General features: G+C 48.2%; 14 protein-coding genes and 1 riboswitch. All 14 genes read right to left on the bottom strand.

Annotation, left to right across the window (positions count from 1 at the left end; genetic code table 11):
• Positions 1-161: 161 nt before the first annotated feature.
• On the bottom strand, positions 162-794 hold the full coding sequence (gene thiE, locus N8M93_RS16250; protein WP_261133615.1) for a thiamine phosphate synthase: 633 nt from the start codon (positions 792-794) through the stop codon (positions 162-164).
• Positions 791-1,600 (bottom strand): bifunctional hydroxymethylpyrimidine kinase/phosphomethylpyrimidine kinase, encoded by an 810-nt coding sequence (thiD, locus tag N8M93_RS16245; protein ID WP_261133612.1) that lies wholly within the window; start codon positions 1,598-1,600, stop codon positions 791-793. The genes thiE and thiD overlap by 4 nt, the downstream gene beginning before the upstream one ends.
• Before the next feature lie 15 nt (positions 1,601-1,615).
• Complete coding sequence (locus tag N8M93_RS16240; protein WP_261133609.1) at positions 1,616-2,635, bottom strand: thiazole biosynthesis adenylyltransferase ThiF; 1,020 nt, start codon at positions 2,633-2,635, stop codon at positions 1,616-1,618.
• Positions 2,632-3,399 (bottom strand): thiazole synthase, encoded by a 768-nt coding sequence (locus tag N8M93_RS16235; RefSeq protein WP_261133607.1) that lies wholly within the window; start codon positions 3,397-3,399, stop codon positions 2,632-2,634. The genes N8M93_RS16240 and N8M93_RS16235 overlap by 4 nt, the downstream gene beginning before the upstream one ends.
• Position 3,400: 1 nt before the next feature.
• Positions 3,401-3,604, bottom strand: coding sequence for a sulfur carrier protein ThiS (gene thiS / locus N8M93_RS16230; protein WP_261133604.1), 204 nt, complete (start codon positions 3,602-3,604; stop codon positions 3,401-3,403).
• A gap of 15 nt (positions 3,605-3,619) precedes the next feature.
• Positions 3,620-4,744: a glycine oxidase ThiO gene (thiO, locus tag N8M93_RS16225; protein ID WP_261133602.1), complete on the bottom strand. Its 1,125-nt coding sequence runs from the start codon at positions 4,742-4,744 to the stop codon at positions 3,620-3,622.
• Entirely contained in the window at positions 4,728-5,357 is a 630-nt protein-coding gene (gene tenI, locus N8M93_RS16220; protein ID WP_261133600.1) for a thiazole tautomerase TenI, read from the bottom strand. Before tenI ends, thiO begins: the two co-directional genes overlap by 17 nt.
• Positions 5,358-5,381: 24 nt before the next feature.
• Entirely contained in the window at positions 5,382-6,179 is a 798-nt protein-coding gene (locus tag N8M93_RS16215; RefSeq protein WP_261133598.1) for an energy-coupling factor transporter transmembrane protein EcfT, read from the bottom strand.
• Positions 6,180-6,184: 5 nt separating this feature from the next.
• On the bottom strand, positions 6,185-7,630 hold the full coding sequence (locus N8M93_RS16210) for an ABC transporter ATP-binding protein (RefSeq protein WP_396125637.1): 1,446 nt from the start codon (positions 7,628-7,630) through the stop codon (positions 6,185-6,187).
• Positions 7,631-7,635: 5 nt separating this feature from the next.
• Positions 7,636-8,217, bottom strand: coding sequence for an ECF transporter S component (locus N8M93_RS16205; RefSeq protein ID WP_261133594.1), 582 nt, complete (start codon positions 8,215-8,217; stop codon positions 7,636-7,638).
• Positions 8,214-8,918, bottom strand: a complete 705-nt coding sequence (tenA, locus tag N8M93_RS16200) for a thiaminase II (RefSeq protein WP_261133593.1) — start codon at positions 8,916-8,918, stop codon at positions 8,214-8,216. The genes N8M93_RS16205 and tenA overlap by 4 nt, the downstream gene beginning before the upstream one ends.
• 117 nt (positions 8,919-9,035) lie before the next feature.
• Positions 9,036-9,145: riboswitch (TPP riboswitch) on the bottom strand.
• 560 nt (positions 9,146-9,705) lie between these two features.
• Positions 9,706-10,338 (bottom strand): response regulator transcription factor, encoded by a 633-nt coding sequence (locus tag N8M93_RS16195; RefSeq protein WP_261133591.1) that lies wholly within the window; start codon positions 10,336-10,338, stop codon positions 9,706-9,708.
• Position 10,339: 1 nt separating this feature from the next.
• A complete protein-coding gene (locus tag N8M93_RS16190) occupies positions 10,340-11,380 on the bottom strand; it encodes a sensor histidine kinase (protein WP_261133588.1) in 1,041 nt (346 codons plus the stop codon).
• A complete protein-coding gene (gene liaF, locus N8M93_RS16185; RefSeq protein WP_261133586.1) occupies positions 11,377-12,105 on the bottom strand; it encodes a cell wall-active antibiotics response protein LiaF in 729 nt (242 codons plus the stop codon). The genes N8M93_RS16190 and liaF overlap by 4 nt, the downstream gene beginning before the upstream one ends.
• Positions 12,106-12,163 lie beyond the last annotated feature (58 nt).

The raw sequence follows: 12,163 nt of genomic DNA, 5'->3' as shown, positions 1-12,163 counted from the left end.
TGCTTTTTAACATCTTCAATTACATCAATTTTCTTCTGACCCATTATTTCTCCCCCCTCTCCCAGACCTAATTCAAGTTTACTTTGAACTCATTATGGTGTCTAAATGAATAAGGGGGCTTAAAAGAAAATAAGAAAATATCTACAAAAACAAGGATTTATCTACAAAGCCGTTCCGATGAAATCTCTGGCGGCGCGTTTTGGATCGCCCGCCTGACTGATTGCCGATATGACAGACACGCCATCCGCACCTGCGGACATGACTTCACCTGCATTCGAAGCTTGTATGCCCCCGATCCCGACAATCGGCAGGGTGATTCCGGCTTCCCTTATCCTTTCAATCATTTCAGGTCCTCGAACATCACGGGCATCTGCTTTTGTTTGAGTCGCAAACATCGGACCTACGCCAATATAGTCTGCTCCTTTTTCCACAGCATCCCTAGCTTCCTTCACGTCATGCGCGGAAACACCGAGAATTTTCGAGCCGATCTTTTCACGGACAACCTCGATCGATTCATCCTCTTGTCCGACATGCACGCCATCCGCCCCGATTTCGAGGGCTAACGTGACATCATCATTGACGATGAACGGGACACCTGCTTTCCTGCAGATTTCCTGCAATTCCATAGCGAATACACGTTTCGCGTCACCTGTCAGAGCCTCTTCTCCTTTTTCACGGAACTGGAAAAGGGTAACGCCTCCGTCAATCGCTCCTCGTAAAACATCGCGCGGATCTCGATCGCAATTTGGGCTCCCCATTATAAAATAAAGCTTCAGCAACTCTTTCAAATTCATTTCACATCGACTCCAAGTTGCTTGTACGCCCAATGATTCGTCGGACCTTTACCAGAACCGATTTTCAGTTCATTGTGGATCGCTGCGGTAATGAAGAGCTTGGCTGTATGAATGGCATCTTTGACAGAATTTCCTTTAGCCAGCTCTGCTGTAACCGCTGCGGCAAAGGTACATCCCGTTCCATGCGTGTTGTCAGTATTGAACCGCGGGCTTTTGAACTCATGGAATTCCTGGCCATCATACAAAAGATCGACCGCATAGCTTTCATCTTCTGAATGGCCGCCCTTGATGACGACATTCATCGCGCCCATCTGATAAAGTTCTTTTGCGGCCGCTTTCCGGTCCTCTTCGGTACGAATGTCCATGCCCGTCAGAACCTCCGCCTCCGGGATATTCGGCGTCACCACATAAGCACGAGAAATCAGATGTTCCTTCATCGCTTCTACAGCCTCTTCCTGTAAGAGCCGTGAACCTCCTTTGGCGACCATGACTGGATCTACGACAAGCTGAATCCAGGTATTGGCCTCTACAAGCTCGCCTACTTTTTTAATGATCTCCGCACTAAAAAGCATCCCTGTTTTTAACGCATGAGGGGAGAGGTCATCCGCTATCGAATTGATCTGTTCTTCGACGGATTCAACTGGTATCGGGTACACTCCCTGGACACCTAATGTGTTTTGAGCGGTAACAGCAGTGATGACGGACATTCCATAGACACCAAGCTCCTGGAATGTCTTCAAATCCGCCTGGATCCCGGCCCCACCGCCACTGTCAGAGCCAGCAATCGTCAATGTTTTATAAACCATTTTATTCATCCCCATCTATCCGAAATATCTATGGTAAAGTGTCTTTGCTTCTGCAATGTCCTTCGTCCCATGGATCAACGCCCGGCCATCCTTGAATAAAACCATTCTGCGGCCATCAACAGTAAATGAAAGGAGGTACGGGTTCTCCTCAACCGCCCCGCCTTTGTTCTCCAGCAGTTCTTTCATCGCTTTAAGGTCACGTTTTTGACGATTCGGTGGTCTGATCTGTACCGAATCCCTGCCGCACAGCACAGCTGTCTTCGTCTGTTTCTCATAAGAAAGGTACGGATAGGTCGGCTCATCGCCACAGGAGAGACATCCTTCTTTTTTTGCTTTTAACACGTTTATTGCCGTATATTGGTTTGTCCAAACATCGAACGATACGAGTTTTCGTCGGATGGATTTCCAGTCTTCCACTAAAATCTTCAACGCCTCAGCAGTTTGATACGCGACGACCATCTGGACGGCCGGACTGATGATGCCCGCTGTGTCACACGTCAAACCGCCGATCGGCACCGATTCCAACAGGCAATTCAAGCAAGGCGTCTCCCCAGGAAGGACCGTAAAACTGATTCCATAGCTACCGACGCATGCTCCGTAAATCCACGGCACACCGTATTTTTGCGAAATATCGTTGATCATCATCCGTGTGTCAAAATTGTCAGTCGCATCCAAAATGAGGTCCACACCCGTAATGAGTACTCCTAATTCCTGAGGGGTCGCGTCTAAAATATGAGCCTCGATCTCAACCTCGGAATTGATCATTTCAAGGCGGGATTGGGCGGCGATCGCTTTCGGCAACCGCTCTGCGGCATCCTTTTCTCCATAAAGCTGCTGGCGCTGTAAATTGCTCCACTCGACATAATCGCGGTCAACGATCGTCAGTTTGCCGACGCCCGCACGGACAAGGGCTTCAGCATTACCAGTCCCGAGTGCCCCTGCACCGATGATCAACACATGTTTCTCGCGGATCCTCTGCTGTCCTGCCTCTCCGATCGGCGCGAACAATATTTGCCTTGAGTAACGATCACTCAACCGATGCTCATTCCTTCCGCAGGACTACTCGCTGTCGCATACCGCTTTTTCGGGATTCGGCCAGCTTCATAACAGAGCCTGCCCGCCTCGATTGCAAGCTTCATCGCTTCTGCCATTTTCACAGGGTCTTCAGCCGCAGAAACAGCCGTGTTCAAAAGTACACCATCTGCTCCCAGTTCCATCGCATAGGCCGCATCAGCCGGGGAACCGATTCCAGCGTCGACGATCACAGGAACGTTCGATTGCTCGATAATGAAACGCAAGTTCAACGGATTGATGATTCCCTGCCCTGATCCGATCGGAGAGGCGCCCGGCATGATCGCATGCGCACCAAGCTCTTCAAGTTTTCTCGCTAGTACGACATCATCTGACGTGTAAGGCAATACGGTAAAACCTTCCTTCAACAACTCTTCTGTCGCCTTCAACGTCTCTACTGGATCGGGGAGCAATGTCTTATCACAGCCGATCACTTCGACCTTGACCATGTCACAAAGCCCCGATGCTTTTGCAAGTTTCGCATGACGCACTGCCTCTTCAGCCGTTTTTGCACCAGCTGTGTTCGGAAGCAATGTATACTTTTCCAGATCGAGTTTTTCTAAAAAATTAGGCTGGCTTGGCTCGAAGATGTTCATCCGGCGCACCGTGAACGTCAGGATTTCTGCCTCAGACACTTCCACCGCTTGTTTTTGCACATCAAAGTTCGGATATTTTCCCGTCCCCAGTAACAACCTTGATTGGAATGAATCGTTTCCTACTTTCAACATATCAACCGCCTCCTACGAATTGTACAATCTCGATTTTGTCTCCATCCTTCAGTTCGGTTTTCGGATGGTGGTCTTTCTCCAGGATCGACTCGTTGTGTTCGATCATCAACACGCGTTTTTCCAGCTTGAAATGTTCAATGAGGTCCGAAATGTGCTGAACACTTTCCGGTACCGTGACCATCTCACCATTGATCTGTAATTGCATCTACCTCAACTCCCCTTACGCCTTGATGGCTGGCCGGTTCACGTGAAAAGCTGAACGCCAGGCCGTATCGATTTCTGTTCCGTCAATCAAATCTGCCATAAGTTTTCCTGTGATTGGCGCTAATAAAATGCCATTGCGATAGTGGCCGGTTGCCATGAATAAATGTTTGAACTCCGGATGGACGCCGAGGTAAGGTAACGCATCCTTCGTTTGAGGCCGGATTCCAGCCCAGGCTTTTTCCCATTCAGCGTCTTGCAATGCAGGAAGGATTCGGATTGCCGCTTCCATCAATCGAGCGATCCCTTCCACAGTCACCGTTTCTTCGAAAGAGCCCGGTCTCTCGGTCGCACCGATGATCAAGCGCCCGCCGGCTTTCGGCACGATGTAACACTCATCTGAAAATACAGTCCCTCTGATCAGACGCTTACCGGTTTTAACTGAAAAGCATTCCCCTTTGACAGGATAGGTTTCAAGCTCCACACCTGCTCCTTTCAGCAACTTCTCGCTCCAGGCTCCGCCTGCTATGACGACGTAATCTGCACTGAACAATCCTGCACTCGTTTCGACACCTTTGAGTTCGCCACTCTCTTTTACAAATCGATGCACCTCTGTATATTCCTTGATGGTAGCGCTGAGTTTGACCGCAGCTTGAGCCAGTGCCTTCGTCATTTCCGGCGCCGACACTTGCCCGTCGTCTGGGATGAACATCGCACCGCAAACTTCTTTTATTAGAGCGGGCTCTCTCGTTTGCAGTTCGTCAGCTGAAATCCAATGCGACTCCTCTCCTAACAGCTGTTGTGCATGGACAAGCGATTTGAATCGTTCCATTTGCGCCTCAGTCCAGGCAACCTTATAGATTCCGTTTTGCTCATATCCGATATCGATGCCTGTAATGTTTTTCAAGTCGGACGCGAGCTCTGGGAACATCGCCCGGCTTGCTTTCGCGAGCTGGAACAATGGACTGTCCTCCTCAAGCTCCGTCTGGGCACCGAGCATTCCAGCTGCAGCCTTCGATGCTTTACCTGCAATAGACCCCTTCTCCAAAACGAGCACCGATTTCCCTTCTTTCGCAACATGGTACGCGATCGAGCAACCGATGACACCAGCTCCCACGACTATCACATCATAATGAGGTTGCATTTTCCTCCTCCTTTACACCCAATTTATCCCTGTACATTTTTACAGCTCCAAACGGATCTTCTGCTCTAAAAACACCTGACATGACTGCGATACCGGCAACACCAGTTTCGAGCACTTCGGCAGTGTCCCCAGGCTTGATTCCGCCGATCGCAATGACGGGCAGCTTCACTTCCCTGCACAAAATATCTAGCTGCCCTACCCCTCTGGGCTTGAGGTCAGGCTTTGATGCTGTGTCAAAGATATGCCCGTAGATGAAATAATCTGCTCCAGCTTCCTGAGCTTTGACCGCTTCCTCAACGGAATGGACTGAACATCCGATTTTCAAAAGTGGGAACGACTCTCTTACTCTTGCAACTTCCAAACTATGATGTGCCAGCTGGACTCCTCCTGTTTTCATCGCCACCGCGACATCAACCCGGTCATTCACGATGATCTTTTCCAGCGGAACGCCTTTTGCTGTCATCTGTTCGATTGCATTTACATGATCCTTTGCTGTCCACGTCTTCTCACGGATATGGATGAAATCGATATGAGCATGGATGGCACCCGCAATCTTTGCTATCGTCCCGATTGGTTGACTGCCGGTCGATAGCACATGCAACTCTTTTTTCAAGAGCTTCTCCACCTTTCTTCAAATCTAGTAACGGACATCCCCGATCGGGAAGAGCGGCCAGACTATCGATAAATAATAGCTGCCTAGAATAAGAGCACCCAGGTACATAATGAAGACGCCGTCATTGAACGAGAATCCGAGCTTGTAGTAATAGGTCCGATCCCTCATTCCTGTAAAACGCTTCGCTTCCATTGCGACTGCAATTCGGTGCGCCCTCCGGATGCTCTGGGACAACAACGGGATCGAGTAAGATTTGATTTTAAAATAAAGTGCCCGGAGACCCCGTTGCTGTTCAACTCCTCTGACTTTCATCGCATTACGGATCGTAAGGAATTCTTCGATCATGATCGGGATCAGACGGAGTCCAGCCATGAAGCTGTATGCATATTTCGGATTCAATTTCACCTGTTGCATCAAAGAATAGAACAAGTTGACTGGCCGGGTCGTAAGCGCAAACGTCAACCCTAACAAAGCGAAAATCATAGCTCTGAAGCCGAGATGGAGCCCCCGGTAAAAGCTCTCTTCCGTCACATGGATCAACGCCCATTTCAGCCAGGTCGTTTCCCCTTTTCCGAAAAGGATCATCGAAGAGGCGGTTGAAATGAAGATGATTACGAATGGTATCATCAGAAGGCTGAGGCGCTTTTTAGGGTGACCGGAAAAGAACCAGAACAGGATGAACGCCCCAAGTGTCAAATTGATCAGCCAATTGAGCTGGTGTACAAAAAGGACGAATATGAAAAGGACAATCATCGTGAACAGCTTCAACGTCGGATTGATCTTATGAAGCCAGGTTTCCTTAAAGTCGAAATCCATCGTCATCCCCCTTATGCATGTACAGGCTCTTTTACCTGGATTTGTTCGTCTCTCACCAATAAACCGCTTTCAATTGTCCAGACCCGGGTCGCGAAATGCTCGACGATATGGCGGTCGTGAGTCACCATGAGGATCGTGACGCCAGCATGCTGAAAAGCTTCAAGCATTTCCAACAATGCGAACGTATTTTTCGAATCCTGGCCGAATGTCGGTTCATCCAATAGTAAAATCGGCTGGCCCTGAACAATCGACGCTGCGACACTCAGCCTCCGTTTCTGCCCCATCGACAGATGATACGGGTGATGATTTTGATAATCGCCGAGCCGGAACTGCTCAAGCACCTCCAGCACTCTTTCTTGGATAGCTGGCTCTTCCAGCTTTTCCAGCCGCAACCCATAGGCGATTTCTTCATACACTGAATTGGTGACGAACTGAAACTCAGGATTTTGAAAAACGAAGGTCAAATGATCCGTAATCCGTTTCCCGTTTTTGATCGGCTCACCATGGATTTCATAATTCCCTGTCGTTTTGATGAACTGCATAAGCGCGTGCAACAGCGTTGACTTGCCCGCTCCGTTTTCACCGATAATCGTAATCCATTCACCTGTTCGAACCGCTGCCTCTTCAACTGAAATATGGCATTTCTTTTTTCGATAACCAGAAAAATTGTTGAGTTCGATTACGGTTTGTCGTGCTGGTTCCATTGTTCTTTTTACGGGACGGTTCCGCAAATAATCCTCCCAGACACCTGGATACCAGATCCCCTGTTCCTTCATCGTTTCCCGGTAGTTTTTCAACACTCGATCCTTGGTGCCGTCTGTAATGATCTCACCATGTTCATTGAACAGGATGATCCGCTCAACCAGGTCCAACACATGGTCGAGCTTGTGTTCCACGATGATGAGGGTTTTGTCGTCGCTGATCCTTTTGACCGTCTCCCATATTTCTTCTGTCCCTCCCGGATCGAGTAATGCTGTCGGTTCATCAAGAAACAGCACCTCCGGCTCGAGCGCAAGGACAGATGCGATTGCAAGCCGCTGCTTCATTCCGCCTGACAGTGTTTGGATAGCCGTATGAAAATCTGCCAGATCCAATCCAACCGCTTTTAAAAGGGAGGTGATCCTTTCAGGCATCTCTTCACGCGGTATCTGCAGGTTTTCCAGTACGAAAGCGAGTTCCTCATCAACGTAAGGCATGCAAAATTGCGAATCCGGATCCTGGAACACATAGCCCCAGGATTCAGGAAGTTGGATCTTTTCCGCTTTCATCGGGACTACGACGGATTGCGGGATGAGCCCTGATAGAACTTGTAGCAGAGTTGATTTCCCGCAGCCCGACGGTCCGAGCAACAGCACTTTTTCACCTTTTTCAATATGAACCGATAGATCCTTGAAAAGCAATCGTTCGTCACCCGGAAACTTCAATTTAAGATTTTCAAGTTCAAGCATCCGACTCACCCCCATTACTGATCGAGTGCATCGTAATCTTGTTGGGATGCCGGCCGCACAAGGTTCGTGACACCTGTTTTTTCCAAAGCTTTTACAAGATAATACGCAGCAACGCCGGCAATCAGAATCGATCCGATGATTCGGAAGCCGAGGAACAGGCTGAGATTCCACAATGCCAGATCCCCGATATAGCCTTTGTAGTAATCCATGATGATCGAACCGACCGCTGAACCGACTGCCGCAAGACTTACAACTGCAATGTCAAAACGCTTGTAACGGAATGCCATGAAGACGAGCTCCGCGAACAACCCTTGCACGACGCCGAAAAGAAGTACTTCAAGCCCCCATTCCGAGCCGACAAGGAACTCACCGGATGCGGCAGCGACTTCTGCTAGAAATGCGACACCCGCTTTACGGATGATGAGATAGGCGACGGTCGCAGCCATGAACCACATTCCGTAGATCAATTGATCGACGTGGAGACCCAATGGTTTTACGAAATAATAGAGCGGGCCCCACAGCTTATACACGATTCCGAAACCGATTGCGATGACGATCGTGACGAGGATATCTGTCAGTTTCAGTCCTTTGTTCATGAGGTCGCACCCTTTCCTGTTGTGGCTTTGGTTTGGAGATCGATCGGCCACTTCTGCAATGTGTACGCCATTTCCCAAAACTCTAGTTCATATTGGCTGCTGAGGATGAAATGCTCCTTCATCCGTTCACGATCTTGCTCTGTCACGTTTTCAGCAATCTGATCGAGCCTGTTGATCTGTTCTACAACAAGTTCGTGGAACCATTCCCCGCCGTATGCGGCAATCCACTCCTGGTAAATGGGCTCTTCAGGTGTGAAACCTTGTAAGCGCTGGCCGATCTCATAATAAAGCCAATAACACGGTAAAATCGCCGCGATGATATCTCCGAGGTGGCCGAACTGCGCTGCCCGATACATGTGGGAAGTGTACGCATAAGCTGTCGGGGCTGGCTTGAAGTTGGCACGTTCCTCATCCGTGATGCCGAGGCGTTTTGAAAAATTCTCGTGCAACGACAACTCCGCTTCATACGTTCCTTTTGCATGGGCTGCCATATTGGCCGTCGTTTCAATGTCCGGTGACTTTGATGCACCTAACGATTGGACCCGCGCAAAATGGGACAGGTAGTAGGCGTCCTGAAGAACATAGTAGCGAAAGTTCTCGATCGGCAGCGAACCATCAGCAATACCTGTGACGAATGGATGCTTGAAGCTCGCCTCCCAGATTGGATCTGCTGCTTCCCTTACGTGCGTTGAAAAAGACATGTTTCTTCCTCTCCTTTTCCAGACGACCCACGACCCTGCCATATACATGAAAAACCACTTTCTTTTTACAAAGAAAGTGGTTGGTTAAGTTGATAGGATCGGCACATAGTCGTTATGTAACCCTAACCACCACTTCCCTACGCTGGTATAAACCAGATCAGGTTCCAAGGGTCTTAAAGCTACACTTTAATCTCAGCCTTTATGAGAAGGCCCCCCTAGTGGATCGTCTTATATAGTTATTTTCGATGTAATCGTAACATGAATAGCTGAAAAGTCAAATGATTTATTAGGCTTTTAATCGGTAAAATCGCTCGGGAGTGATTTTTTCAAGTATTGGTAATTGGGGGTAGACCTGTTTCAGTCGTGTGACGGGCTTGGGTATTAATCCGGCCGATTCGGGTGATAATCCGGCGGGATTGAGGTGCATTCCGGCGAATTTTTGGTATAATCCGGCGGGTTGGAGCATTAATCCGGCCAAAGGTTACTTTTTACACAAAAAAAGCTTGGCAAAGCAAGCCTTAGCGTAGGCAGAGCCTTCCTTCAAATGCAAAAAGCACCTCCCTCAATCGGTAAAATCGCTTAGGAGCGATTTTTTCAGGTATTGGAAGTTGGTTGTTCCGTTTTAAGAGGTGGAAATCGCATATTGTACGATTTCTCTCGACGATTATGTTATGTGATTGCAGGTCGGTTACGCTAGAAAGAAACAATCTGTTCACTTCTCCAATTATTCTGTTCACGTTCAAATTCTCCATAAAAAAGACCCGCTCTCAGAACGAGCAGATCCATTTCATTTTACAAGCGAATTTTTAAACGCATAGATGACGGCTTGGGTACGGTCCTGGACTTCGAGTTTGTCGAGGATATTGCTGACGTGGGTTTTCACAGTTTTCAAGGCGATCACAAGTTCATCGGCGATCTCCTGGTTCGTCTTCCCTTCTGTCATCAGCATCAAAATCTCAAGCTCGCGGTTGGTCAAATCTTCATGAAGAGGCCGAGCGTTGCCGCGCCGCATTTTGGTCATCATTTTTCCCGTCACTTCAGGCTCCAGGACCATCTCGCCACGATAAGTAGCCCTGACCGCATCCGCAATCGTGCTCGCCTTCGAAGTTTTCAGCATATAGCTCGTTGCACCGCTCTCTAACGCTGGATACACCTTCTCATCATCAAGAAAACTCGTCACGATGATGATTTTCGCTTCCGGCCATTTATTGACGATCTGTTTCGTTGCCTCGATTCCATCCATCTCTTTCATCACAAGGTCCATCAAAATCACATCCGGCCGCAGGTCCAGGGCAAGTTCGACCGCTTCACCGCCATCCCCTGCTTCACCGACGACTTCGATATCCTGTTGATTCGACAAATATGCCGACACGCCGATCCGCACCATTTCATGATCATCAGCAAATAATACTCTAATCATCTTATTCCTCCCCCTCTCGAATGACAGGTATCCTTACTTCCAGCCGCGTCCCTTTGTTCGGCACGCTTATGATTTTCAACGTCCCGCCCAACTCCAGGGCGCGTTCATGCATATTCTGCAGGCCATAAGAACCCGCTTTGCTCGTTTCAACATCAAAACCAACTCCATCGTCGACAACCCGCATCAAAACCGTACCATCCCGTTCTATGCAAATGACTTCAAGAACGTTCGCCTTTGCGTGACGCAATGTGTTCGATACCGATTCCTGTAAAATCCGGAACAAGTGGTCCTCCACCCCTTTTTTCAAAGAAATCGGTTCAAGTTTCCAATCGATTTCAAGGGGGACCTTTTGTGACAGCTCAACAAGCAATTCCTTGATTCCTTCTTCAAGCGTTTTGCCTTTCAATGCCACCGGTCGTAAGTGTAAAAGAAGCGCTCTCATTTCAAGCTGTGATTGATGGATCATTTCTTCGACGAGCTTCAACTGTTTCTGTTCTCCTGTATCCGTTTCCTCATTCGATTCATTCACCGCGGACATCAGCATTGATGCCGCAAAAAGCTGTTGGCTGACGGAATCATGAAGTTCCCGAGCGAGTCGGTTCCGCTCTTCTGAAACAACTTTCTGGATCCGCTTCTCCTGGTCCTCCGCTTTTTCATTGGCAAGCTTTTGCGAGAGTTTCGTCTGCTCTGAGATATGCTGCTGCACCTTTTCCAGCTGTGACCAGATTTCCTCAAATTCTTGCGTTTTCGTTTTGCCATTCGTTGCCTCAACTGGACGTCCTTGTCCGATTTGTGAAAGCCCGGTTTCAACTTGGTCGAGCTGCTTCCGCCAGTACATACCTGAACTGAAACCAAAAACGAGTCCAATTAAAATGCTCGCAAACGTTGCGAACAAGATGAACGGTAAATCCACTATTTTACGGGACCACAAAAGTGACCAATCATTCAATGGAAAAGCGAAGAAAAACACACCGACCATGAAAATGAGGAGTGTCAAAGAAATCGCTAAGCCAAGCAGGATCTGCCGTTGGATGATGTTCATGTCCGCTTCACCTCAAGATCTCCTATGACCATTGACGTGATGATTTTCACCTTATGATGTGATTGATCATAACCTGCAGATTGGTAAGACAGACATTGGTTGAACATTTTTGGTTCATAATGCTCAAAAATACGACTTGTTCCTACGATCACAGAATGGGCAACACTTACATCGATTTCATATGGGACAAGGATTTTGATATTCCCGACAAGATTTCGAATGACGATCGTCGATTCGCCTTTTGGCAGGACAGTGTTCCCAAGGTCGATCACCGTATCGCCGATTCCGCACTGGATATTCACATCGTTCCATTCATATGCATGTTCTGGCGTTTGCTGTCTTCCGAACAAGTTGTTCTCTAATAAATTCTTGCGTTTATACATCTCTTGATCGCTCGAGACGGTCATCGCCTCGTTGATATCAGGCTTGATATGCGCTGGATCCTGCTTCGACTGGGCAAAACGGATGACTGCATAGATCAAGATTGCTACAAGAAGGAATTTGAAGGCCAGCGTATTCAGGATCGTCAAGGTAAAAGCGATGACCCCGAACCAGAACAACAACTTCCCAATCGTCATATAGTATTTTTTCCGCCCGACATAAATACAACCAGCAGTAAGGATTAAAAAGAAAATGGGACCCATGCCATGAAACGAGATTTCCAACAATAAAAGAATGACCCCGATCAGCAATAACCAGCTCATTTTATCTGTTTTTGTTTTCATTTGTGTTTTGGGCCCCTTTCTGTTTTGACAGCCTGTTGACAGTGGATAAGCGGCGGAT

Source organism: Bacillus sp. Marseille-Q3570 (genome assembly GCF_946151055.1).
Classification (GTDB): domain Bacteria; phylum Bacillota; class Bacilli; order Bacillales; family Fictibacillaceae; genus Pseudalkalibacillus.
The sequence above is the reverse complement of the archived record's forward strand: the minus strand, read 5'-3'. Positions and strand labels throughout refer to the sequence as shown.

What these genes read in the sequence shown, in the direction of transcription:
- N8M93_RS16195 (WP_261133591.1), bottom strand. Translation starts at nt 10,338, where the DNA reads ATGATTAGAGTATTATTTGCTGATGATCATGAAATGGTGCGGATCGGC.
- liaF (WP_261133586.1), bottom strand. Translation starts at nt 12,105, where the DNA reads ATGAAAACAAAAACAGATAAAATGAGCTGGTTATTGCTGATCGGGGTC.
- thiD (WP_261133612.1), bottom strand. Translation starts at nt 1,600, where the DNA reads ATGGTTTATAAAACATTGACGATTGCTGGCTCTGACAGTGGCGGTGGG.
- N8M93_RS16235 (WP_261133607.1), bottom strand. Translation starts at nt 3,399, where the DNA reads ATGTTGAAAGTAGGAAACGATTCATTCCAATCAAGGTTGTTACTGGGG.
- N8M93_RS16205 (WP_261133594.1), bottom strand. Translation starts at nt 8,217, where the DNA reads ATGAACAAAGGACTGAAACTGACAGATATCCTCGTCACGATCGTCATC.
- N8M93_RS16215 (WP_261133598.1), bottom strand. Translation starts at nt 6,179, where the DNA reads ATGACGATGGATTTCGACTTTAAGGAAACCTGGCTTCATAAGATCAAT.
- N8M93_RS16190 (WP_261133588.1), bottom strand. Translation starts at nt 11,380, where the DNA reads ATGAACATCATCCAACGGCAGATCCTGCTTGGCTTAGCGATTTCTTTG.
- thiE (WP_261133615.1), bottom strand. Translation starts at nt 794, where the DNA reads ATGAATTTGAAAGAGTTGCTGAAGCTTTATTTTATAATGGGGAGCCCA.
- thiO (WP_261133602.1), bottom strand. Translation starts at nt 4,744, where the DNA reads ATGCAACCTCATTATGATGTGATAGTCGTGGGAGCTGGTGTCATCGGT.
- thiS (WP_261133604.1), bottom strand. Translation starts at nt 3,604, where the DNA reads ATGCAATTACAGATCAATGGTGAGATGGTCACGGTACCGGAAAGTGTT.
- tenA (WP_261133593.1), bottom strand. Translation starts at nt 8,918, where the DNA reads ATGTCTTTTTCAACGCACGTAAGGGAAGCAGCAGATCCAATCTGGGAG.